The organism is Streptomyces roseofulvus, assembly GCF_039534915.1.
GTDB lineage: Bacteria > Actinomycetota > Actinomycetes > Streptomycetales > Streptomycetaceae > Streptomyces > Streptomyces roseofulvus.
On the sequence record NZ_BAAAWE010000001.1, the window covers coordinates 2,739,194 to 2,758,795 of the forward strand.

21 protein-coding genes are annotated in these 19,602 nt (G+C 72.6%); 13 read left to right on the plus strand and 8 right to left on the minus strand.

Annotated elements, in window-relative coordinates; translation table 11 throughout:
• Positions 1–127 precede the first annotated feature (127 nt).
• The 3 genes from ABFY03_RS12670 (at position 128) to ABFY03_RS12680 (ending at position 2,070) form a co-directional block, all read left to right on the plus strand.
• Complete coding sequence (locus tag ABFY03_RS12670) at positions 128–1,135, plus strand: aldo/keto reductase (protein WP_346169933.1); 1,008 nt, start codon at positions 128–130, stop codon at positions 1,133–1,135.
• Positions 1,136–1,152: 17 nt separating this feature from the next.
• A complete protein-coding gene (locus ABFY03_RS12675; protein ID WP_346169934.1) occupies positions 1,153–1,746 on the plus strand; it encodes a TetR/AcrR family transcriptional regulator in 594 nt (197 codons plus the stop codon).
• 120 nt (positions 1,747–1,866) lie between these two features.
• Complete coding sequence (locus ABFY03_RS12680) at positions 1,867–2,070, plus strand: hypothetical protein (protein WP_346169935.1); 204 nt, start codon at positions 1,867–1,869, stop codon at positions 2,068–2,070.
• 73 nt (positions 2,071–2,143) lie between these two features.
• Here ABFY03_RS12680 and ABFY03_RS12685 read toward each other — a convergent pair whose 3' ends face one another.
• Positions 2,144–3,526: a glycine--tRNA ligase gene (locus ABFY03_RS12685; protein ID WP_031005011.1), complete on the minus strand. Its 1,383-nt coding sequence runs from the start codon at positions 3,524–3,526 to the stop codon at positions 2,144–2,146.
• A 165-nt stretch (positions 3,527–3,691) separates the two neighbouring features.
• Between ABFY03_RS12685 and ABFY03_RS12690 the strand changes: the two genes are divergently transcribed.
• From ABFY03_RS12690 to ABFY03_RS12705, 4 genes are all read left to right on the plus strand, one after another.
• Positions 3,692–4,702, plus strand: coding sequence for a metal ABC transporter substrate-binding protein (locus ABFY03_RS12690; protein WP_346169936.1), 1,011 nt, complete (start codon positions 3,692–3,694; stop codon positions 4,700–4,702).
• 26 nt (positions 4,703–4,728) lie between these two features.
• Entirely contained in the window at positions 4,729–5,493 is a 765-nt protein-coding gene (locus ABFY03_RS12695) for a metal ABC transporter ATP-binding protein (RefSeq protein WP_319013928.1), read from the plus strand.
• Between the two features lies 1 nt (position 5,494).
• A complete protein-coding gene (locus tag ABFY03_RS12700) occupies positions 5,495–6,391 on the plus strand; it encodes a metal ABC transporter permease (RefSeq protein ID WP_319013927.1) in 897 nt (298 codons plus the stop codon).
• Between the two features lie 72 nt (positions 6,392–6,463).
• Complete coding sequence (locus ABFY03_RS12705) at positions 6,464–6,874, plus strand: Fur family transcriptional regulator (protein ID WP_030494160.1); 411 nt, start codon at positions 6,464–6,466, stop codon at positions 6,872–6,874.
• A gap of 56 nt (positions 6,875–6,930) precedes the next feature.
• Here the strand turns inward: ABFY03_RS12705 and ABFY03_RS12710 are convergent, their stop codons facing one another.
• The 4 genes from ABFY03_RS12710 to ABFY03_RS12725 form a co-directional block, all read right to left on the minus strand.
• Positions 6,931–7,482 (minus strand): YcxB family protein, encoded by a 552-nt coding sequence (locus tag ABFY03_RS12710; RefSeq protein WP_319013926.1) that lies wholly within the window; start codon positions 7,480–7,482, stop codon positions 6,931–6,933.
• A 43-nt stretch (positions 7,483–7,525) separates the two neighbouring features.
• Positions 7,526–8,350 carry an isoprenyl transferase gene (locus ABFY03_RS12715; RefSeq protein WP_319013925.1) on the minus strand — a complete coding sequence of 275 codons (825 nt, stop codon included), beginning with the start codon at positions 8,348–8,350 and terminating at the stop codon, positions 7,526–7,528.
• Between the two features lie 12 nt (positions 8,351–8,362).
• Positions 8,363–9,112: a DNA repair protein RecO gene (gene recO, locus ABFY03_RS12720; protein ID WP_031005024.1), complete on the minus strand. Its 750-nt coding sequence runs from the start codon at positions 9,110–9,112 to the stop codon at positions 8,363–8,365.
• Between the two features lie 65 nt (positions 9,113–9,177).
• Complete coding sequence (locus tag ABFY03_RS12725; RefSeq protein ID WP_319013924.1) at positions 9,178–9,393, minus strand: hypothetical protein; 216 nt, start codon at positions 9,391–9,393, stop codon at positions 9,178–9,180.
• A 647-nt stretch (positions 9,394–10,040) separates the two neighbouring features.
• Between ABFY03_RS12725 and ABFY03_RS12730 the strand changes: the two genes are divergently transcribed.
• The 4 genes from ABFY03_RS12730 to ABFY03_RS12745 all read left to right on the plus strand — a co-directional run bounded on the left by ABFY03_RS12730 (position 10,041) and on the right by ABFY03_RS12745 (position 14,342).
• The gene (locus tag ABFY03_RS12730; protein ID WP_319013923.1) at positions 10,041–10,460 is read left to right on the plus strand and encodes a hypothetical protein; all 420 of its coding nucleotides are present in this window, start codon (positions 10,041–10,043) and stop codon (positions 10,458–10,460) included.
• A 33-nt stretch (positions 10,461–10,493) separates the two neighbouring features.
• Positions 10,494–11,312 carry a hypothetical protein gene (locus tag ABFY03_RS12735; RefSeq protein ID WP_346169937.1) on the plus strand — a complete coding sequence of 273 codons (819 nt, stop codon included), beginning with the start codon at positions 10,494–10,496 and terminating at the stop codon, positions 11,310–11,312.
• A gap of 125 nt (positions 11,313–11,437) precedes the next feature.
• Positions 11,438–12,805, plus strand: a complete 1,368-nt coding sequence (locus ABFY03_RS12740) for an FAD-dependent oxidoreductase (protein ID WP_346169938.1) — start codon at positions 11,438–11,440, stop codon at positions 12,803–12,805.
• Positions 12,806–12,881: 76 nt separating this feature from the next.
• Positions 12,882–14,342, plus strand: coding sequence for a LuxR family transcriptional regulator (locus ABFY03_RS12745; RefSeq protein WP_346169939.1), 1,461 nt, complete (start codon positions 12,882–12,884; stop codon positions 14,340–14,342).
• 17 nt (positions 14,343–14,359) lie between these two features.
• Here ABFY03_RS12745 and ABFY03_RS12750 read toward each other — a convergent pair whose 3' ends face one another.
• Both ABFY03_RS12750 and leuA read right to left on the minus strand, forming a co-directional pair.
• Positions 14,360–15,052 carry a TerB family tellurite resistance protein gene (locus ABFY03_RS12750; RefSeq protein WP_319013919.1) on the minus strand — a complete coding sequence of 231 codons (693 nt, stop codon included), beginning with the start codon at positions 15,050–15,052 and terminating at the stop codon, positions 14,360–14,362.
• A gap of 327 nt (positions 15,053–15,379) precedes the next feature.
• The gene (gene leuA, locus ABFY03_RS12755; protein WP_319013918.1) at positions 15,380–17,143 is read right to left on the minus strand and encodes a 2-isopropylmalate synthase; all 1,764 of its coding nucleotides are present in this window, start codon (positions 17,141–17,143) and stop codon (positions 15,380–15,382) included.
• Between the two features lie 294 nt (positions 17,144–17,437).
• Here leuA and ABFY03_RS12760 point away from each other — a divergent pair, with 294 nt between their 5' ends.
• Together ABFY03_RS12760 and ABFY03_RS12765 are read left to right on the plus strand one after the other, a co-directional pair.
• Positions 17,438–18,475, plus strand: coding sequence for a M4 family metallopeptidase (locus tag ABFY03_RS12760; protein ID WP_319013917.1), 1,038 nt, complete (start codon positions 17,438–17,440; stop codon positions 18,473–18,475).
• Positions 18,476–18,496: 21 nt separating this feature from the next.
• Positions 18,497–18,745 (plus strand): protealysin inhibitor emfourin, encoded by a 249-nt coding sequence (locus tag ABFY03_RS12765; RefSeq protein ID WP_319013916.1) that lies wholly within the window; start codon positions 18,497–18,499, stop codon positions 18,743–18,745.
• A gap of 1 nt (position 18,746) precedes the next feature.
• Here ABFY03_RS12765 and ABFY03_RS12770 read toward each other — a convergent pair whose 3' ends face one another.
• Positions 18,747–19,358 carry a hypothetical protein gene (locus ABFY03_RS12770; protein ID WP_346169940.1) on the minus strand — a complete coding sequence of 204 codons (612 nt, stop codon included), beginning with the start codon at positions 19,356–19,358 and terminating at the stop codon, positions 18,747–18,749.
• Between the last annotated feature and the right edge of the window lie 244 nt (positions 19,359–19,602).

Genomic DNA, 19,602 nt, shown 5'->3' on the forward strand with positions numbered 1-19,602 from the left:
GGTCGCCTTGCGCGGGGTCGCCTTGCGCCATCGAATGACAAATATTGAAATCTGTCATCGGTCATGCCATGGTTGTAGGGCACCCAGTTGGAGGGCACCCCTCCCTTCCCTCCCCCAGGAGACCGCCATGCTTCCCACCCGCACCCTCGGCACCACCGGCCCCGCCGTCTCCGCCCTCGGCCTCGGCTGCATGGGCATGTCCGCGCTGTACGGCGACGCCGACCGCGCCGAATCGATCGCGACCATCCACGCGGCCCTGGAGGCCGGCGTGACCCTCCTCGACACCGGCGACTTCTACGGGATGGGCCACAACGAGCTGCTCATCGCCGAGGCCCTGCGCACCGCCCCGGCCGGCCGCCGCGAGCAGGCGCTGACCAGCGTGAAGTTCGGCGCGCTGCGGACCGTCGAGGGCGGCTTCACCGGCTACGACGGACGGCCGGCCGCGGTGCGGAACTTCGCCGCGTACTCGCTCCAGCGGCTCGGCACCGACCACATCGACGTCTACCGGATCGCCCGCGTCGACCCCGACGTGCCGATCGAGGAGACCGTCGGCGCCATCGCCGAGCTGGTGGAGGCCGGGCACGTACGGCACATCGGCCTCTCCGAGGTCGGCGCCGACACCCTGCGCCGGGCCGCCGCCGTCGCCCCGATCGCGGACCTCCAGATCGAGTACTCGCTGATCTCCCGGGGCATCGAGGAGAAGATCCTGCCGACCGCCCGCGAACTGGGCATCGGCGTCACCGCGTACGGGGTCCTCTCCCGCGGCCTGATCAGCGGCCACTTCACCCGCGACCGGGCGCTCGCCCCGGGCGACTTCCGCGGCATGAGCCCCCGCTTCCAGGGCGAGAACCTGCACCGCAACCTCGACCTGGTGGACCGGCTGCGGGCCGTGGCCGACGGCAAGGGCGTCTCCGTGGCGCAGACCGCGATCGCCTGGGCCCTGGCGCAGGGCGACGACATCGTGCCGCTGGTCGGCGCGCGCACCCGGGCCCGACTCGCCGAGGCGCTCGGTGCGCTGGACCTCACCCTCGACGCCGCCGACCTGGCCGCGATCGAGGAGGCCGTCCCGGCCGGCGCCGCCGCCGGCGCCCGCTACCCGGCCGCGCAGATGGCCCACCTGGACAGCGAGCACTGACGGGTACTGTCAGTCCCATGGCCGCCACCGAATCCCTCACCGCCGAGCGCATCCTCGAAGCCACCGAGGAGGTGCTGCGCCGGTACGGGCCCGCCAAGGCGACGGTGGTGGACGTGGCCCGGGTGCTCGGCGTGAGCCACGGCAGCGTCTACCGCCACTTCCGCACCAAGGCGGCGCTGCGCGAGGCGGTCACGGAGCGGTGGCTGCGGCGGACCATCGACGCCCTCCGGCCGTACGTCACCGCCACGGAGCCCGCCGACGAGCGGCTCACCGGCTGGCTCACCGCCCTCTTCGCCCTCAAGCGCGAGAAGGCGGGCGGCGACCCGGAGCTGATGGCCACCTTCCAGGTGCTGATCGGCGAGAACAGCGCGGTGGTCGACCGGCACGAGGAGCACCTGGTCGAGCAGATCGCCGAGATCCTGGCGGACGGCCGCCGCGCGGGCCTGTTCGCCACCCCCGAGCCGGAGCTCCCCGCCACGGCCCGCGCCGTCTTCCACGCCACCGACCGCTTCCACAACCCGGCACACGCCGCCGACTGGTCCCGGCCGGGCGTCGACGCCGCCTTCACGGCGGTCGTCGACCTGGTCCTCCGGGCCCTGCGGCGGGCCTGAGGGCTTCTTGGTGCTCGGTGACCGGCCTGTTCGGGCTGCTCTGCCTCGTCACCCTGCTCGCGCCGCGCCCGCTGATGTTCTTTCGGGCGCAGGTTCACCACCTACGGCACCCCGGAGGGCGTGGCGTACATGGCGGAGGCGCTGGCGCGGATCGCGCTCGCGCACGCTGCGCCGACCGACACCATGGTCGTGGTCAGCCCGGTGATGCTCTACTGCGTGCTCGGCGCGCTCGGCGCCTGGACGGCCTGGTTCGGCAGGCGGCGGGCCGCCGAGGGGGCCCGCCGGCAGGCCGAGGCCGAGGCGGCGGCCGCAGCGACCGCCTGAGCTCCGTACCGACGGGAGAGCCCCCGGTCCGACGCTCCGGACCGGGGGCTCTCCCGTACGACAGGCGGGGAGGTCAGCAGCCGATCAGGCGGCTGGCCAGGTAGCCCTGGATCTGGTCGAGGGAGACGCGCTCCTGCTTCATGGTGTCGCGCTCGCGCACGGTCACCGCGTTGTCGTCGAGGGTGTCGAAGTCGACGGTGATGCAGAACGGGGTGCCGATCTCGTCCTGGCGGCGGTAGCGGCGGCCGATGGCGCCGGCGTCGTCGAAGTCGATGTTCCAGTTCTGCCGCAGGTCCGCCGCGAGGCCCTTGGCCTTCGGGGAGAGCTGCGGGTTGCGGGAGAGCGGCAGGACCGCGGCCTTGACCGGCGCCAGGCGGTGGTCGAGGCGCATCACGACGCGCTTCTCCATGACGCCCTTGGCGTTGGGGGCCTCGTCCTCGGTGTACGCGTCGAGCAGGAAGGCGAGCATGGTGCGGCCGACACCGGCGGCGGGCTCGATGACGTACGGCGTGTAGCGCTCGCCGGACTCCTGCTCGTGGTACATCAGGTTGGCGCCGGACGCCTTGGAGTGGGCCGTCAGGTCGTAGTCGGTGCGGTTGGCGACGCCCTCCAGCTCGCCCCACTCGCTGCCGCCGAACTGGAAGCGGTACTCGATGTCGGCGGTGCGCTTGGAGTAGTGGGAGAGCTTCTCCTGCGGGTGCTCGTACCAGCGCATGTTCTCCTCGCGGAGACCGAGGCCGGTGTACCAGTTCCAGCGCTGCTGCATCCAGTACTCCTGCCACTGCTCGTCCTCGCCCGGCTTGACGAAGAACTCCATCTCCATCTGCTCGAACTCGCGGGTCCGGAAGATGAAGTTGCCCGGAGTGATCTCGTTCCGGAAGGACTTGCCCATCTGCGCGATGCCGAACGGGGGCTTCTTGCGCGCCGTCGTCTGCACCTGGGCGAAGTTGGTGAAGATGCCCTGGGCGGTCTCCGGACGCAGGTACGCGACGGAGCCGGAGTCCTGGGTCGGGCCGAGGTGGGTGGAGAGCAGACCCGAGAAGTTCTTCGGCTCGGTGAAGGTGCCCTTGTTGCCGCAGTTGGGGCAGTTGAGGTCGGCGAGGCCGTTCTCGGGGAGACGGCCGTGCTTCTCCTCGTACGCCTCCTCCAGGTGGTCGGCGCGGAAGCGCTTGTGGCAGGAGGTGCACTCGGTCAGCGGGTCGGTGAAGGTGGCGACGTGACCGGACGCCTCCCAGACCTCGGTCGCCAGGATGACCGACGAGTCGATGCCGACGACGTCCTCGCGCGAGGTGACCATGTAACGCCACCACTGGCGCTTGATGTTCTCCTTGAGCTCGACGCCCAGGTGCCCGTAGTCCCAGGCGGCGCGCTGACCGCCGTAGATCTCACTGCAGGGGAAAACGAAGCCACGGCGCTTGCTCAGGCTGACGATGGTGTCGATCTTGTCGGCGGCCACGGTGCTCTCTTCATTACGACGACGAAGTGCGAATGCCACAGGTTACCGGCGCCCGCACCCCCCGTATCAAATCGGTTCGGGGGCCGGCGGCCGGGCGGCCGGCGTGGCCCGTACCACAAGTCGGGCAATTGACAACCGTTTCCAGTTTTGTTGAAAATGAGTGTCATGAACGTACGCCGTCTGATACCCGCCACCGCCGTCGCCGGAGCCGTCACCCTCGGTCTCGTCACCCTCTCCGCCTGCGGCGGAAGCTCCTCGGCCGCCGACAAGGGGACGGACGGCAAGCTGGACGTCGTCGCCTCGTTCTACCCCATGCAGTACCTGGCCGAGCAGATAGGCGGCGGCCACGTGGCCGTCCAGACCCTGACCAAGCCCGGCGTCGAACCGCACGACCTGGAGCTCAAGCCGCGCCAGATCGGCGAGCTCGCCGACGCCGACGTGCTCCTCTACCTCAAGGGCATCCAGCCCGCCGTCGACGAGGCCATCGCCCAGGCCGGCGTCACGCACACGATCGACGCCGCCACCCTCACCACCCTCGAAGCCCACGGCACCGAGTCCGGCGAGGGCCACGCCCACGAGGACGAGGAGGCCCACGCGGGCGAGGAGCACGCCGCCGAGGAGTCCCAGGAGGGCCACGACCACGGCTCAGAGGCCGGGAACGACCCCCACATCTGGCTCGACCCCGTGAAGTACGCCGAGGTCGCCAAGGGCGTCGGCGCCGCCTTCGCGAAGGCCGACCCGGACCACGCGGCGGACTACGAGAAGAACACCGCCGCCCTGGTGAAGAAGCTCGGCGCGCTGGACACCGCGTTCGAGACCGGCCTGAAGAACACCGCTACCAGGACCTTCATCACCACCCACTCCGCCTTCGGCTACCTCGCCGAGCGCTACCACCTGGACCAGGAGGGCATCTCCGGCATGGACCCCGAGTCCGAGCCGAGCCCCGCCCGGATCAAGGAGCTCCAGGACGTCGCGAAGGCCGAAAAGGTCACCACCGTCTTCTTCGAGACCCTCGCCAGCGACAAGACCGCGAAGACCCTCGCGCAGGACACCGGCCTCAAGACCGACGTCCTCGACCCGCTGGAGGGAATCACGGACGCGTCCCGGGGCGATGACTACATCGAGGTCATGCAGTCGAACCTCGCCGCGCTGAAGAAGGCCCTCGGCGCCAAGTGATCCACCCCCGCACGCAGGAGGCACTCGTGAGCGACGAGCCCGTCATCTCCGTCCGTGGCGCCACGGCGGCCCTCGGCGCCCGCCCCGTCCTCCGGGGCGTCGACCTCACCGTCCGGCGCGGTGAGGTCGCCGCCCTGCTCGGCGCCAACGGCTCCGGCAAGTCCACCGCCGTCCGCGCGATCATCGGCCAGGTCCCGCTGACCGGCGGCACGATCGAGCTGTTCGGCACCGAGCGGAAGCGGTTCCGCGACTGGTCCCGGGTCGGCTACGTGCCCCAGCGCACCACCGCCGCCTCCGGCGTGCCCGCCACCGTCCGCGAGGTCGTCGCCTCCGGGCGGCTCGCCCGCCGCCGCTTCGGCCTGCCGACCAAAGCCGACAAGGCCGCCGTCCACCGGGCCATGGAGCTGGTCGGCCTCGCCGACCGCGCCGGCGACTCCGTCTCCGCGCTCTCCGGCGGCCAGCACCAGCGCGTCCTGATCGCCCGCGCGCTCGCCTCCGAGCCCGAGCTCCTGATCATGGACGAGCCGATGGCCGGCGTGGACCTCGCCAGCCAGGAGATCCTCGCCTCGACCCTGCGCGAGCAGGTCGCCGGCGGTACGTCGGTCCTCCTCGTCCTGCACGAACTGGGCCCGCTGGAGCCCCTCATCGACCGCGCGATCGTGCTCCGCGACGGCTGCGTCGTCCACGACGGACCGCCGCCGGAGGCCCTCGGGCAGCACGCGCTGCCCGGCCACGACCACGTACATCCGCACGCGGCCGGCGAGCCGCTCCGCACGGGACTGCTGACCTGACATGGACTTCCTCGAACCCGCCTTCATGCAGCGGGCGCTGCTCGCGGCCGTGCTCGTCGGCATCACCGCGCCCGCCGTCGGCATCTACCTCGTGCAGCGCCGCCAGGCGCTGATGGGCGACGGCATCGGGCACGTCGCCATGACCGGCGTGGGCCTCGGCTTCCTGCTGAACTCCAGCCCGGTCTGGATGGCCACCCTCGTCGCCGTCGCCGGCTCGGTCGCGATGGAGCTGATCCGGGCGTACGGGAAGACCCGCGGCGACCTCGCGCTCGCGCTGCTCTTCTACGGCGGCATGGCGGGCGGCGTCCTGCTGATCAACCTGGCGCCGACCGGCTCCAACGCCAACCTCAGCTCGTACCTCTTCGGCTCGCTCTCCACGGTCTCCACCGAGGACGTCACCGCGATCAGCGTCCTGGCGGCCTTCGTCGTCCTGGTCACGGTCGGCCTGCGCCGGCAGCTCTTCGCGGTCAGCCAGGACGAGGAGTTCGCCCGGGTCACCGGCCTGCCCGTGCGCGCCCTGAACCTGCTGATCGCGGTCACCGCCGCCGTGACCGTCACGGTCGCCATGCGGGTCGTCGGCCTGCTCCTGGTCAGCGCGCTCATGGTGGTGCCCGTCGCGGCGGCCCAGCAGCTGTCGAAGTCCTTCCGGGCGACCTTCGTCCTCGCGGTGGCGACCGGCATCACGGTCACCCTGGCCGGCACGGTCACCTCGTACTACCAGGACGTCCCGCCCGGCGCGACCATCGTCCTGTACGCGATCGGGGTCTTCGTCGTCCTCACCCTCCTCGCCGCCCCGCTCGCGAAGCGGCGGGCGAAGGCCGCCGCGCAGGCCGACGAGGACTGCGACGCCCGCTGCGTCCCGGGCAGCCGGCGGACCACGGACGACGTGAAGGTGTGAGCCGCGACTGAACCCGGGGGGACGGGAGACTGGCAGAATGGCGGGGGCAGACAAGCATCCAAGGAGGCCCCCGTGGCGACGGCAGGACCCCCCGTACGCGGCCGCTCCACCAAGCAGCGGGCCGCGGTGGCGGCAGCGCTGAGCGAGGTGGACGAGTTCCGCAGCGCCCAGGAACTGCACGACATGCTCAAGCACCGCGGCGACTCCGTCGGCCTGACCACCGTCTACCGCACCCTCCAGTCCCTGGCGGACGCGGGCGAGGTGGACGCGCTGCGCACCAGCGACGGAGAGACGGTCTACCGCCGCTGCGCGTCCGACGACCACCACCACCATCTGGTCTGCCGCGCCTGCGGCAAGGCCGTCGAGGTCGAGGGCCCGATGGTGGAGCAGTGGGCCGAGGCGGTCGCGGCGGAGCACGGCTTCGTGAACGTGGCGCACACCGTGGAGATCTTCGGCACCTGCGCGGAGTGCGCGGCGAAGTGACCTGACATACGTGTGGGGCCCGCACCGGATCGTCCGGCGCGGGCCCCACCCGCATGTCAGACGCGGCTGCTGTGCCGGTCCAGGAGGGCCCGGAGCCGGTCGGCGTCGGCCGGGTCGGCGAGGCCGTGCTTGGGCAGGTAGGCGAAGCCGGTGCCGGCCCTGCGCGGGGTGAGCAGGACGAAGAGCCGGTCCGTCTCCACGTACCGGGGCAGCATCGCCCAGCGGATGACGGTGTCGGTGTCCCGGGAGGTCCACCGGCCGCCCTCGGCGTCGACGACGACCCGGGCGTCCCCGCCCTGGGCCCGGGCGGCCCGGAGGAAGGCCCGGGCGACGGCCCGGCTCATCAGCCGGACCACCACGATCGCGGCGGTGCCGAGCCCGGCCATCTCGGCGACGGTCCCCGCGTCCGGCTCGCCCGGGAGCAGCAGCTCCAGGGCGGCGATCAGGAAGGCGAGGACCGCCGAGCCGTACGCGAGCCACCGCAGGCCCCGCCACCAGGCGGCGGCCCCGAGGGCGACGCGTACCGCCTCGCGCACGTCGGCGGGGAGGGCGGGGTAGGCGAGCTCGACCCGGTCCTGGAGCGCGGGGTCGTCGGAGGTCCCGTTCACGCGCCGGATCGTAGCGTCACCGGTCACCCGGTGCGGCGGGCGGTCACGCCTTGTCGAGGACGGCCAGGTCCGCCGGGTCGACCCCGCCGAAGCGGCGGTCGCGCTGGGCGTACTCGACGCAGGCCCGCCACAGGTCGCGGCGGTCGAAGTCGGGCCACAGCACGTCCTGGAAGACCATCTCGGCGTAGGCGCTCTGCCAGATCAGGTAGTTGGAGGTGCGCTGCTCGCCGCTGGGCCGCAGGAAGAGGTCCACGTCCGGCATGTCCGGGTAGTAGAGGTACTTCTGGATGGTCTTCTCGGTGATCTTCGCCGGGTCGAGCCGGCCCGCCTTCACGTCCTCCGCGAGCGCCTGTGCCGCGTCCGTGAGCTCCGCGCGGCCGCCGTAGTTCATGCAGAAGTACAGCGTGAGCTTCGTGTTGTCCTTGGTCTGCTCCTGGGCGACCTGGAGCTCCTTGGCGACCGACTTCCACAGCTTGGGCATGCGGCCCACCCAGCGCACCCGGATGCCGAGCTCGTCGAGCTGGTCGCGGGTCTTGCGGATGAAGTCGCGGTTGAAGTTCATCAGGAAGCGCACCTCCTCGGGGGAGCGCTTCCAGTTCTCGGTGGAGAAGGCGTACAGCGAGATCGCGCCGACGCCCATCTCGATCGCGCCCTGGAGCACGTCGACGACCTGCTCGGCGCCGACCTTGTGGCCCTCGGTGCGCGGCAGACCGCGCTCCTTCGCCCAGCGGCCGTTGCCGTCCATGACGATCGCGACGTGCTGCGGCACGAGCTCGCTCTGGAGCTTCGGCGGGCGGGCGCCGGACGGGTGCGGCTCGGGGGTCCTGTACTCCCGGCGCTGGCGCCCGAGGAGTCGTGCGATGGCCATGCGATGGATCTCCTAGCTCTTTTCTACGTACCGCAGGGAGCGCAGGCCGCGCTCCAGGTGCCAGTGCAGATAGGCGGACACCAGTCCGCTGCCCTCCCTGACGTGACGCGGCTCGCACGCGTCCGCCGTCGCCCAGTCGCCGGTGAGCAGCGCGCTGAGCAGGCCGATGGCCTCCGCTGAGGGTACGACGCTTCCGGGGACCCGGCAGTCGCCGCATATGACGCCGCCCGCCGCGACCGAGAAGAACCGGTTCGGGCCGTCGAGTCCGCATTTGGCGCAGTCCGAGAAGGAGGGCGCGTAGCCGTTCACGGCGAGGGAGCGGAGCAGGAAGGCGTCGAGGATGAGGTGGGGGGCGTGCTCGCCCCGGGCGAGGGTGCGCAGTCCGCCGACGAGCAGCAGGTACTGCTGCACGGCCGGCTCGCCCTCGTGGTCGGTGAAGCGCTCGGCCGTCTCCAGCATCGCGGTGCCGGCGGTGTAGCGGGCGTAGTCGGTGACGATGCCGCCGCCGTAGGCGGCGATGGTCTCGCTCTGGGTGCAGAGCGGCAGCCCGCGTCCGACCAGCTCGCTGCCGCGGGCGAAGAACTGCACGTCGACGTGGGAGAAGGGTTCGAGGCGCGCGCCGAACTTGGACTTGGTCCGCCGCACTCCGCGCGCCACGGCGCGCACCCGTCCGTGCCCGCGGGTGAGGATCGTGATGATGCGATCCGCTTCGCCCAGCTTCTGGGTGCGCAGCACGATGCCGTCGTCGCGGAACAGACTCATGGACCCATTCTCCCGTACGCGGGGAGGGTCCCGGCCGCGTCCGGGTGATCCGGGGGCCGGGAGGTTCAGGGGACCTCGCCGCGGCTGCGGGCGTTGGCGTGGGCGGTGGCGGCGCTGAGGCGTTCGGCGGAGGTGGCCTCGCGGACCTCCTCGGGCGCCACGTCCCATTCGCGTCCGCCGCCGAGCGGGCGGATCTGGACGTAGGGGCCCTCGTGGCCCATCACCCTCGCGACCCGCCCGGTGCGGATCTCCACGACGTACGCCCCGATCGGCAGTGCCATGACCGGCCCTCCTCCCCGGCGGTCCGGGCCCGGGCGGTGCGCCGGGCGGGTCCGCCGTGCGGTGTCCCTTTGCGAACGAGCGGCCGCGGGGACGACGGAGCCGCGGGGCCGGACGCCGGTGCCGGGCGGGGTTCCTCCGCGCCGTTCCCGCGCATTTCCGGCTCCGTGTGCCGCGCCGCTCCGACTTCCCCCGTGGTCGTTCTCTCCTGCTGTCTTCCTTCACCAACGTATGCCTTTCTGAATCCATTTCCCGCTTCCCCACTCCCGGGTGACCCGGGATCCGTAGAATCGGGGGACGCACCAAGGGAGTTCGGGGTGTTCCCGCACGCCACCGGGGCGGGATGTTCGAGCGGATAATTCGATTCGCGGCCGTCGGGTCGCGCGTGGAATCGGCGAAGTCCCGTAAATACGGGGGAATCTCGAACGGCCGTGCCGGGCCGTCACGGAATTGTTCCCGGGGTCCCGGTTTTCGCTCCGGCGCACGCCGGGGCGCGTGAAGGGGGCGCGCGGAACGGTCCCGCCGGGGCGCGCGCGGGGCCCGGACGTGGTGCCGGGCGGGCCGGTGCCCCTACGATCGGCGCGGGAGCGTCGCCCTGTCGCCCGGCGGCGCCCCGGGACCGACCGACGGCGGCGGAGGAATGCGGACGATGACGGCCACCCCCTCTCTGGTCCTGCGCGGTGGTGAATCGGTTCTCCGCTTCGCGGGCGGGCCGGTGACCCTGCACCGCCCGGACAAGGAACACCACATACCGCTCGCGGCGATCTCCTTCGTCCACGCCGAGGGCCGGTCGGTCGCGATCGTGCTGACGGCGTCCGGGGCCGACGAGCCGACGATCTACCGGGTCGCCGACGTCGACGAGACCGGCGCGCTCGCCTTCGCGGACGCCGTGACCGCCGCCCTCCCCGGCACCCCGGCGCCCGACGGCGCCGCGCTCGTCACGACCCGCGCGCCCCGCGCCCAGGAGCCCGCCGCCGGCGCCGGCGGCGTCCCCTGGAAGCCGGTCGTGGCCGCCGTGGCCGCGGCCGTCCTGCTGATCGCCCTGGCGGTGATCGCCACCAGGGGCTGACCTGCGCCCGCTCCCGGCTCTACGATCACGCTCATGCCGATACCCCTCGCCTCCCTCCCGGTCCTCGTGGGCCGGGACGGAATCGTCCTGTCCGTCGAGAACGAAGGACTGGTCCTCGATCTCCCGACGGAACAGATCGTCTTCACCGCCGACGGACTCGGCCGGCTCCGCGCCGAGGGCGGGACGGTCCTGATCGAACTGCGGGCGAGGGCCGGGGCGACCCCGCGGGTCCACCGGATCGACGACGTCGACCCGGACGGGGCGGCCCTCCTCGTCGACACGATCAACGACCTGCTCGCCAACCGGACGGACAGGGACGACGTCGACGGCGCCCGCTTCGCCGCGATCCGCTCGCTGGCGCCGCGGTGGCGCCACCGGTTCGCCCGCCGGGTCCGGCGGGGCGTCCTCGGCTATCTGCTCGCGCTGGTCGTGCTCGCGGTGGTCGCCGGCTCCCTGGGCCACTGGGACGTCGTCATCGTGGAGATCGGGGTGGGCGGCATCAGCGGGCTGGCGCTCGGATTCGGCACGTACGGGGTCGGGGACGGCCTGCGCGAGCGATGGCTGCGGCGGCACGGTGTCGCGGTGACCGCCACCCGGGCAACGTCGCCGGGCGCGTACGTCTACCCCGACGGGACCGGCGACTACCGGATCTTCGTGCACGGCAGGGCCGGCGCGGCCATCACCGCGTACTACCCGCCGGGGGACCCGGCGGACGTGGACGTGCCCTTGCCGCCCTTCACCCGGCTGGTGAGAACGATCGGCGGCGGTTTCCTGCTCGCCTGCGGGATCGCGGGCACGGTCGCACTCGCGGCGCTGACGGTGACCTCGTTCAGCACCTCAGGCGGCCTTTGAGAAGTCATAAGTCTGCCTTATGGGGGCATAGACCAGGGTCGGGTACCACTTCCCGCTCGGGGTTAATTAGGGTGGCCTAAGTGTCGGCGGCTCCGCCGCACCCCGTATGCGAAGGGAACCCAGTCATGCCCCGCCCCCTCCGGGTCGCGATCGTCGGCGCCGGCCCCGCCGGCATCTACGCCGCCGACGCGCTGCTGAAGTCCGACACCGCCACCGAGCCGGGCGTGTCCATCGACATCTTCGAGCGGATGCCGGCCCCCTTCGGCCTCATCCGCTACGGCGTCGCCCCCGACCACCCGCGGATCAAGGGCATCATCACCGCCCTTCACCAGGTGCTCGACAAGCCGCAGGTCCGCCTCTTCGGCAACGTCAACTACGGCACCGACGTCCACCTCGACGACCTGCGGTCCTTCTACGACGCGGTGATCTTCTCCACCGGCGCCATGTTCGACCGCGAGCTGAGGATCCCCGGCGTCGAGCTGAACGGCTCCTTCGGCGCCGCCGACTTCGCCTCCTGGTACGACGGCCACCCGGACGTCCCGCGCACCTGGGACCTGTCCGCCGAGAAGGTCGCCGTCCTCGGCGTCGGCAACGTCGCCCTCGACGTCGCCCGCATCCTCGCCAAGACCGCCGAGGAGCTGCTGCCGACCGAGATCCCCGCCAACGTCCACGACGGCCTGAAGGCCAACAAGGCCGTCGAGATCCACGTCTTCGGCCGCCGCGGCCCGGCGCAGGCGAAGTTCAGCCCCATGGAGCTGCGCGAGCTCGACCACTCGCCCACCATCGAGGTCATCGTCAACCCCGAGGACATCGACTACGACGAGGGCTCCATCGCCGAGCGGCGCAAGAACAAGCAGACCGACATGGTCGCCAAGACCCTGGAGAACTGGGCGATCCGCGACGTCGGCGACCGCCCGCACAAGCTCTTCCTGCACTTCTTCGAGTCCCCCGTCGAGATCCTCGGCGAGAACGGCGAGGTCGTCGGCCTGCGCACCGAGCGCACCGAACTCGACGGCACCGGGAACGTGAAGGGCACCGGCGTCACCACCGACTGGGACGTCCAGGCCGTCTACCGCGCCGTCGGCTACCTCTCCGACGAGCTGCCCAAGCTCCCCTGGGACACCGTCAGCGGCACCGTCCCGGACCAGGGCGGCCGGGTGATGGAGGGCGACGAGCACATGGCCTCCACCTACGTCACCGGCTGGATCCGCCGCGGCCCGGTCGGCCTCATCGGCCACACCAAGGGCGACGCCAACGAGACCGTCGCGAACCTCCTGGAGGACTTCGCCGCCGGCCGGCTCCTCACCCCGGCCAGCCCGGAGGCCGACGCCGTCGTCGCCTTCCTGGAGGGCAAGGGCCTCACCTACACGACGTGGGAGGGCTGGTACGCGCTCGACGCCGCCGAGAAGGCGCTGGGCGAGCCGCAGGGCCGCGAGCGCGTGAAGATCGTCGAGCGCGAGGACATGCTCCGCGCCAGCGGCGCGATCGACTGACCCCGGCGGACCCCCGCCGACGAGCGGCCCTCCCCCGCCCGGTCCTACGCTGGAAGGACCGGAAGGGGTGAGGGCCGTGTCCGCACCCGTCGTCGACCGCGCCGGCCGGGCCCGGGACGCGGTGGCCCACGAGCGGTGGGCCGAGGCGTACACGCTGCTGCACGCCCGTGACCGGCACCCCGACCGGGCGCTGACCGCCGGCGAGCTCGACGCGCTCTCCGACGCCGCCTGGTGGTCCGGGCACCTCGACGAGTCCGTCGCGGCCCGGCTGCGGGCGCACTCCGCCCACGTCGCCGCCGGCGACCACCGCGGCGCGGGCGCGGCCGCCTGGTGGCTCCACCACGAGTACGCGGGCCTGGGCCGGCCCGCCGTCGCGGCCGGCTGGCTGCACCGCGCCCACCACCACCTGGACGAACTGCCGCCCTGCCCCGAGCAGTCCCTCCTCGCCTGGACCGACGTCGAGGAGGCCACCGCCCGCGGCGACGGACCCGCCGCCCTGGCCGCCGCCGCCCGGATGACCCGCCTCGCCGAGGACTCCGGCAGCCCCGACCTGCGGGCGCTCGGCCGGCAGGCCGGCGCGACCGCGCTGCTCGCCCGGGGCCACCGCGCCGAGGGGCTCGCCCTCCTCGACGAGGCCGTGCGCGCGGCCGCCGCCGGCGAGCTGAGCGTCCTCTGCACCGGCCGGCTGTACGGGCTGGCCCTCACCCGGTGCGAGGAGGCGGCCGACCTCGGACGGGCCGTCGAGTGGACCCGTACCGCGATGGAGTGGTGCGCCACCACGGGCGACGGCGAGAACCCCTTCCGCGGGATCATCCGGGCCCACCGGGTCGCGGTCCTGGACCTCCTCGGGGAGTGGACCGCGGCCGAGGAGGAGGCCCGGCGGGCCTGCCGGGAGGTGCCGCCGGACAGCCTGGAGTCGGCCGCCGCCGCGTACTGCGCCGTCGGTGACGTCCAGCGCCGCCAGGGCCGCCTGGACCAGGCCGCCCGCTCCTACGCCCACGCCCACGAACTGGGCCGGCTCCCCCAGCCCGGCCTCGCCCTGCTGCGGCTCGCGCAGGGCCGCGCGGAAACGGCGGCGGCCGGGCTGCGGCTCGCGCTGGCCTGCCAGGACGCCCGCCACGGCCCCATGGCCCGGGCCCGGCTGCTGGCCGCCGCCACCGAGGTCGCCCTCGCCACGGGAGCCGTACGGGAGGCGGCGGACGCGGCGGCCGAACTCGACGTGCTGGCCGGCGACGTGCCGCTGCTGCGCGCCCTCGCCGACACCGCGGCCGGCGCGGTCGCCCTGGTCACGGAGCCCGACGCGACGCCGGCGGCGCTGCGGCGGGCCCTCGACGGCTGGCTCCGGCTGCGGGTGCCGTACGAGGCGGCGCGGGTGCGGACGCTGCTCGCGGCGGCCGCCCGGGCGGCCGGGGACCACGAGGCCGCCCGGCGGGAACAGGCCCTCGCCCGGGACGGCTTCGCACGGCTCGGCGCCGGTGCCGGTCCGGACGCCCGCGGGCCTGCCATCGGCGGGCACACGGTGAACGGCGTCCCGTAGGACGGGACTCCGTCGGGTCAGGAGACCGTCCGGGCCGTGGCGAGCAGGCGCAGGACGTCCTCGGGCGGCAGGCCGAGGGCGGTCCCGACGGTGCCCAGGACCTCCTGCTCGGCCGGGCTGTAGCCGCCGTCGGCGAGCGCGATCCGGGCCGCCTGGAGGAGCAGCGACTCCCGGCCGGCGGGCTCCAGGTGCGGGGTGAGGGGGGCGACGGCCTCGTGGATCTCGATGGCGAGGAGGGTGCCCTCGGGGTTGATCTCCGGCATGAACCGCCCGGTGTCGGCCTCCAGCGCCTCGACCAGGTCGACGAGCTGGACGGCCGTGCAGTCGGCGTAGCCGGCGGACCGGACGGCGTGCACGGCCCGGTCCAGGACCTCGCGGGAGCCGGTGCCGCCGGCCGCCAGGACGGCGAGGGCGACGGTGTGGACGGCGTCCCGCAGCATCGCCGAGAAGCGGCCGGTGGTCGGCCGCTCCAGCACCTCGGTGCCGAAGTGGGTGTGGCAGGAGGCGCACTCCACGACCGGCCCGGTACAGCCCCGGGGCAGCAGCGGGACGCCGAGGACGGCGAACCGGCGGCGGCCGGTGCGCCGCCGGTAGTTGCGGTCGCCGCCGCACTCCTCGCAGAAGAACTCTCCGTCGCCGATGGTGTTCCAGGAAGTGCGGATGCCGCAGACGGTCAGCTTCCCACCACGTGTTTTCCGGGCAGAACGCACGCGCACCTCCTCAACGGCCCGGCTGCACTGCCGGTGCGTTGGCGTGATGTTAGCCACATCCGTGATGTGGCGTCAGCACCTCGTCCGTACTTCGCACCGGATCTGGCCGAGACACGACACCGGGGTTTCGGGCCCGGCGGCGGCACTTCGCGAAGGCCAGGAAGCCTCCGCCGAGCGGCAGGGCGCCGGCGGCGGCCCCGAGGACGGCGGGGTCGATGGCCGAACCGGTCGTGGCGAGATCACCCTCCGGGGTGGTCGCGGGCGACACGGGAAGCGCCCCGCCCCTCTCGGAGGGGCGGGGCGCCGTGCGTACGCGAGGTCGCGAGGTCAGCGGGCCGAGCGGTTGACCGCCGAGACGACCGCCTTCAGGGAGGCGCGGGTGGTGTTGGCGTCGATGCCGATGCCCCACAGCACCCGTCCGTCGATGGCGCACTCGATGTACGAGGCGGCCTGCGCGGAGGCGCCCTCGCTCATGGTGTGCTCCTGGTAGTCCAGCAGGCGGGCGTCCACGCCGACCGACTGCAGGGCGTCGAAGAAGGCGGAGATCGGGCCGTTGCCGGCGCCGGTCAGGACGGTCTCGACGCCGTCGACGACCGCCTCGACGCGCAGGGTGTCGGTGCCGTCGGTGTCCGAGGTGGACTGGCCGGAGCGCAGCTGGATGCGGCCCCAGGCGTTGTCCGGGTTGGGCAGGTACTCGTCCTGGAAGACGGACCAGATCTGCGCCGGGGTGACCTCGCCGCCCTCGGCGTCGGTCTTGGCCTGGATGATCCGGGAGAACTCGATCTGCATCCGGCGGGGCAGGTCCAGCTTGTGGTCGTTCTTCAGGACGTAGGCGATGCCGCCCTTGCCGGACTGCGAGTTGACCCGGATGACGGCCTCGTAGGAGCGGCCGACGTCCTTGGGGTCGATGGGCAGGTACGGGACGGCCCACTCGATGTCGTCGACGGTGACGCCCTTCGCGGCCGCGTCGGCCTCCATGGCGTCGAACCCCTTCTTGATGGCGTCCTGGTGGGAGCCGGAGAAGGCGGTGTAGACCAGGTCGCCCGCGTAGGGGTGGCGCGGGTGGACCTCCATCTGGTTGCAGTACTCGCTGGTGCGGCGGATCTCGTCGATCTGCGAGAAGTCGATCTGCGGGTCGACGCCCTGGCTGAACAGGTTCATGCCCAGGGTGACCAGGTCGACGTTGCCGGTCCGCTCGCCCTGCCCGAACAGGCAGCCCTCGATGCGGTCGGCGCCGGCCATGATGGCCAGCTCGGCGGCGGCGACGGCGGTGCCGCGGTCGTTGTGCGGGTGGACCGACAGGCAGACGTACTCGCGGCGGGTCAGGTTGCGGGACATCCACTCGAAACGGTCCGCGTGCGTGGACGGCGTCGAACGCTCCACGGTGGCGGGCAGGTTGAGGATGATCTCGCGGCCGGGGCCGGGCTGCCAGACGTCGCAGACGGCCTCGCAGACCTCCAGGGCGAAGTCCAGCTCGGTGTCGGTGAAGATCTCCGGGCTGTACTGGTAGCCGAAGGTGGTCTCCGGGCCCAGCAGCTTCTCGGCGTACTCCATCACCAGGCGGGTGCCGTCGACGGCGATCTGCTTGATGTCGTCCTTGGAGCCGCGGAAGACGACCCGGCGGAAGGTCGGCGCGGTGGCGTTGTACAGGTGGACGGTCGCGCGCTTGGCGCCCTTCAGGGACTCCACGGTCCGCTCGATCAGGTCCTCGCGGGCCTGGGTCAGGACGGAGATGGTGACGTCGTCCGGGATCGCGCCCTCTTCGATGATGGAGCGGACGAAGGCGAAGTCGGTCTCTCCGGAGGACGGGAAGCCGACCTCGATCTCCTTGTAGCCCAGGCGTACCAGCAGGTCGAACATCTCCCGCTTGCGGGCGGGGGACATCGGGTCGATCAGGGCCTGGTTGCCGTCGCGCAGGTCGGTGGAGAGCCAGCGGGGCGCCTTGGTGATGCGCCGCTCGGGCCAGGTGCGGTCCGGGATCTCGACGGCCTCGTACCGGCCGTACTTGTGGATCGGCATGCCGGACGGCTTCTGGGTGTGCGTCGCGTTGGTGATCGGCGTCGGACGGCTGACGAAGGGAGACTGGGACATTGCGTAGGGCTCCTCGGGTCCTTCACGGGGGACGGCCGACTGTCGAACGCAACACCGAAACCCGCGGGGAGGGGGTCGGCCTACGACTACAGGCCCTCGCCGCGGCAGCTAAGGAGAAGCAGCCCGAAACGCATGATGTGCGTCACCATAGCCCAGGCCCGGGGAAGGCGGACGTCCTGTTCCAGTATGCGGGACGGCGGTGTCGTCAAGCCCGAAAGGTGACTCATCACTCCATTTCGGCAATCCCCGTCACTTCTCGTGACAGTCACGTCGCACAGTGCCACATTGCCGGGTATGACCTCACCCTTCTGCACGATCGTGCCGCCCCACCTCCTGGAGAAGCTGGCCGCGGACGGCCGCGAGTCCGCGCAGCGCACCCTGCAGGCCGACTCCGCCCTCCGCACCCGCCGCCGGGTGACCACCCTGCGGGCCGCGCAGTCCGCGCCCGCGTCCGCGCTCACCGGGACCCCGCGGCGCGCCGTCCACGACGCCGAGCACACCGAGACCCTGCCCGGGCGCGAGGTCCGCGCCGAGGGCGACGCACCGGTCGGGGACGCGACCGTCAACCGCGCCCACGCGGGTCTCGGCGCCACCTTCGACCTCTTCATGAAGGTCTACGGGCGGGACTCGATGGACGGGAGCGGCATGCCCCTGATCGCCACCGTCCACTACGGCGTCGACTACGCCAACGCCTTCTGGGACGGCAGCCAGATGGTCTTCGGCGACGGCGACGGCGACCTCTTCCTCGACTTCACCCTGCCCGTCGACGTCATCGGCCACGAGCTCGCCCACGGCTTCACCCAGCACACGGCGAACCTGGAGTACTACGGCCAGTCCGGCGCGCTCAACGAGTCCGTCTCCGACGTCTTCGGCGCGCTCGTCAAGCAGTACGCCCTCGGGCAGAGCGCCGCCGAGGCGGACTGGCTGATCGGCGCCGGACTGCTCGGCCCGGGCGTCGACCGGGGCGTGGCGCTGCGTTCCATGAAGGAGCCCGGAACCGCGTACGACGACGACGTCCTCGGCAAGGACCCGCAGCCCGGCCACATGGACGACTACGTGCGCACCAGCCGGGACAACGGCGGCGTCCACATCAACTCCGGCATCCCCAACCGCGCCTTCCACCTGCTGGCGACCGAGCTGGGCGGCAACGCCTGGGAGCGCGCGGGGCTGATCTGGTACGACGTCATGACGGGCGGCGCGCTGGCGCCGGACACCGGCTTCGCGGAGTTCGCGGCGGCCACGGTGGCGGCGGCGAAGGCGCGGTACGGCGACGCGGCGGAGCTCCAGGCGGTCACGAAGGCGTGGGCGGCCGTGGGCCTGCCGGTCGACTGAGCCGGCTGGTAGACAGGGCCCATGCGGATTCGAGTGCGGCGCACAGGTGGTTTCGCGGGCATCGAGCGGTCGGCGGAGGTGGAGGTCTCGGGTCCCGAGTGGGAGTCCCTGGCCTCCGCCGCCCTCGCGGCCCCGGAGGCCGTCCGGGTCGTCCCGGACGGCTTCGCGTACGAGATCACCGTCGACGGACGGACGGTGCGGTGCGCGGACCCGCACCTCACCGACGCCCAGCGGACCCTCGTGACGAGGGTCCTCAAGGAGGGCGCGTGAGCTAGCGCCCGAAGAGACGGCCCAGGAAGCCGGACTTCCGCTCCTCCGGGGGGCGGGCGGGCCCGACTTCGAGCTCCCACGCGCCGTCCCCCATGACGACGCCCAGGACCAGGGGCCCCTCGGGGAGCGGCTTCGCTTCCTTCGGGCGTCGGCCCGTCTCGCTCGCCAGGACGGCCGGGTACGGGGCGGGGGCGCCGGGGCGGCGCGGCTTGTGGCCCTCGATGCGCAGCCACCCGGTCCCCTCGTCCGGGCGCATCCGGGAGACCAGCTCGCCCGCGGGGCCGGTGTGGAGGAGGACATCGGAGCCCTGCCCGGCGGCCGCCTCGCCGAGCATGCGCGCCGCGCTGAGGGGCCGGATCACGACCACCCACTCGTCCGAGTCCTGGCACACGACGGTGAAGCGCAGGGGGTACAGGTTGTCGCACCACATCACCCGCCGGTCGACCCGGTGGGGCGGGAAGCTCCTGGCGAGTTGGACGGCCTCCTTGCCGTTCCAGTCGAGGGAGTCCATCCAGAAGATGCCGGAACCCTTCCGGGCGACGTCGACCAGGACGTAGCCGGGCGGGACCGTCTCCTCCATGGCGAACTTCGCGTCGCCCCTGCCGGTGTACACGATGTCCTCGAACTCCCCGCCGAGGATCCCGGCGACCGCGGTCCTCCCGGGGGACGGAGCGGGTGGGGAGGAAGAGGAGGCGGGCGAGGATGAGGAGGCGGGCGGGACGGCGATCAGGTCTGTCCACCATCCGCCTGCCGCGAGGTCGACGCGGTGCGGGGGCCGCGCACGGTCCTCCCCCGGTGAGCCGGCCCCGACGGCCGGTGCGCCGCCCACGGCGGAGCCCGTACCCGAGCCCGGGGTC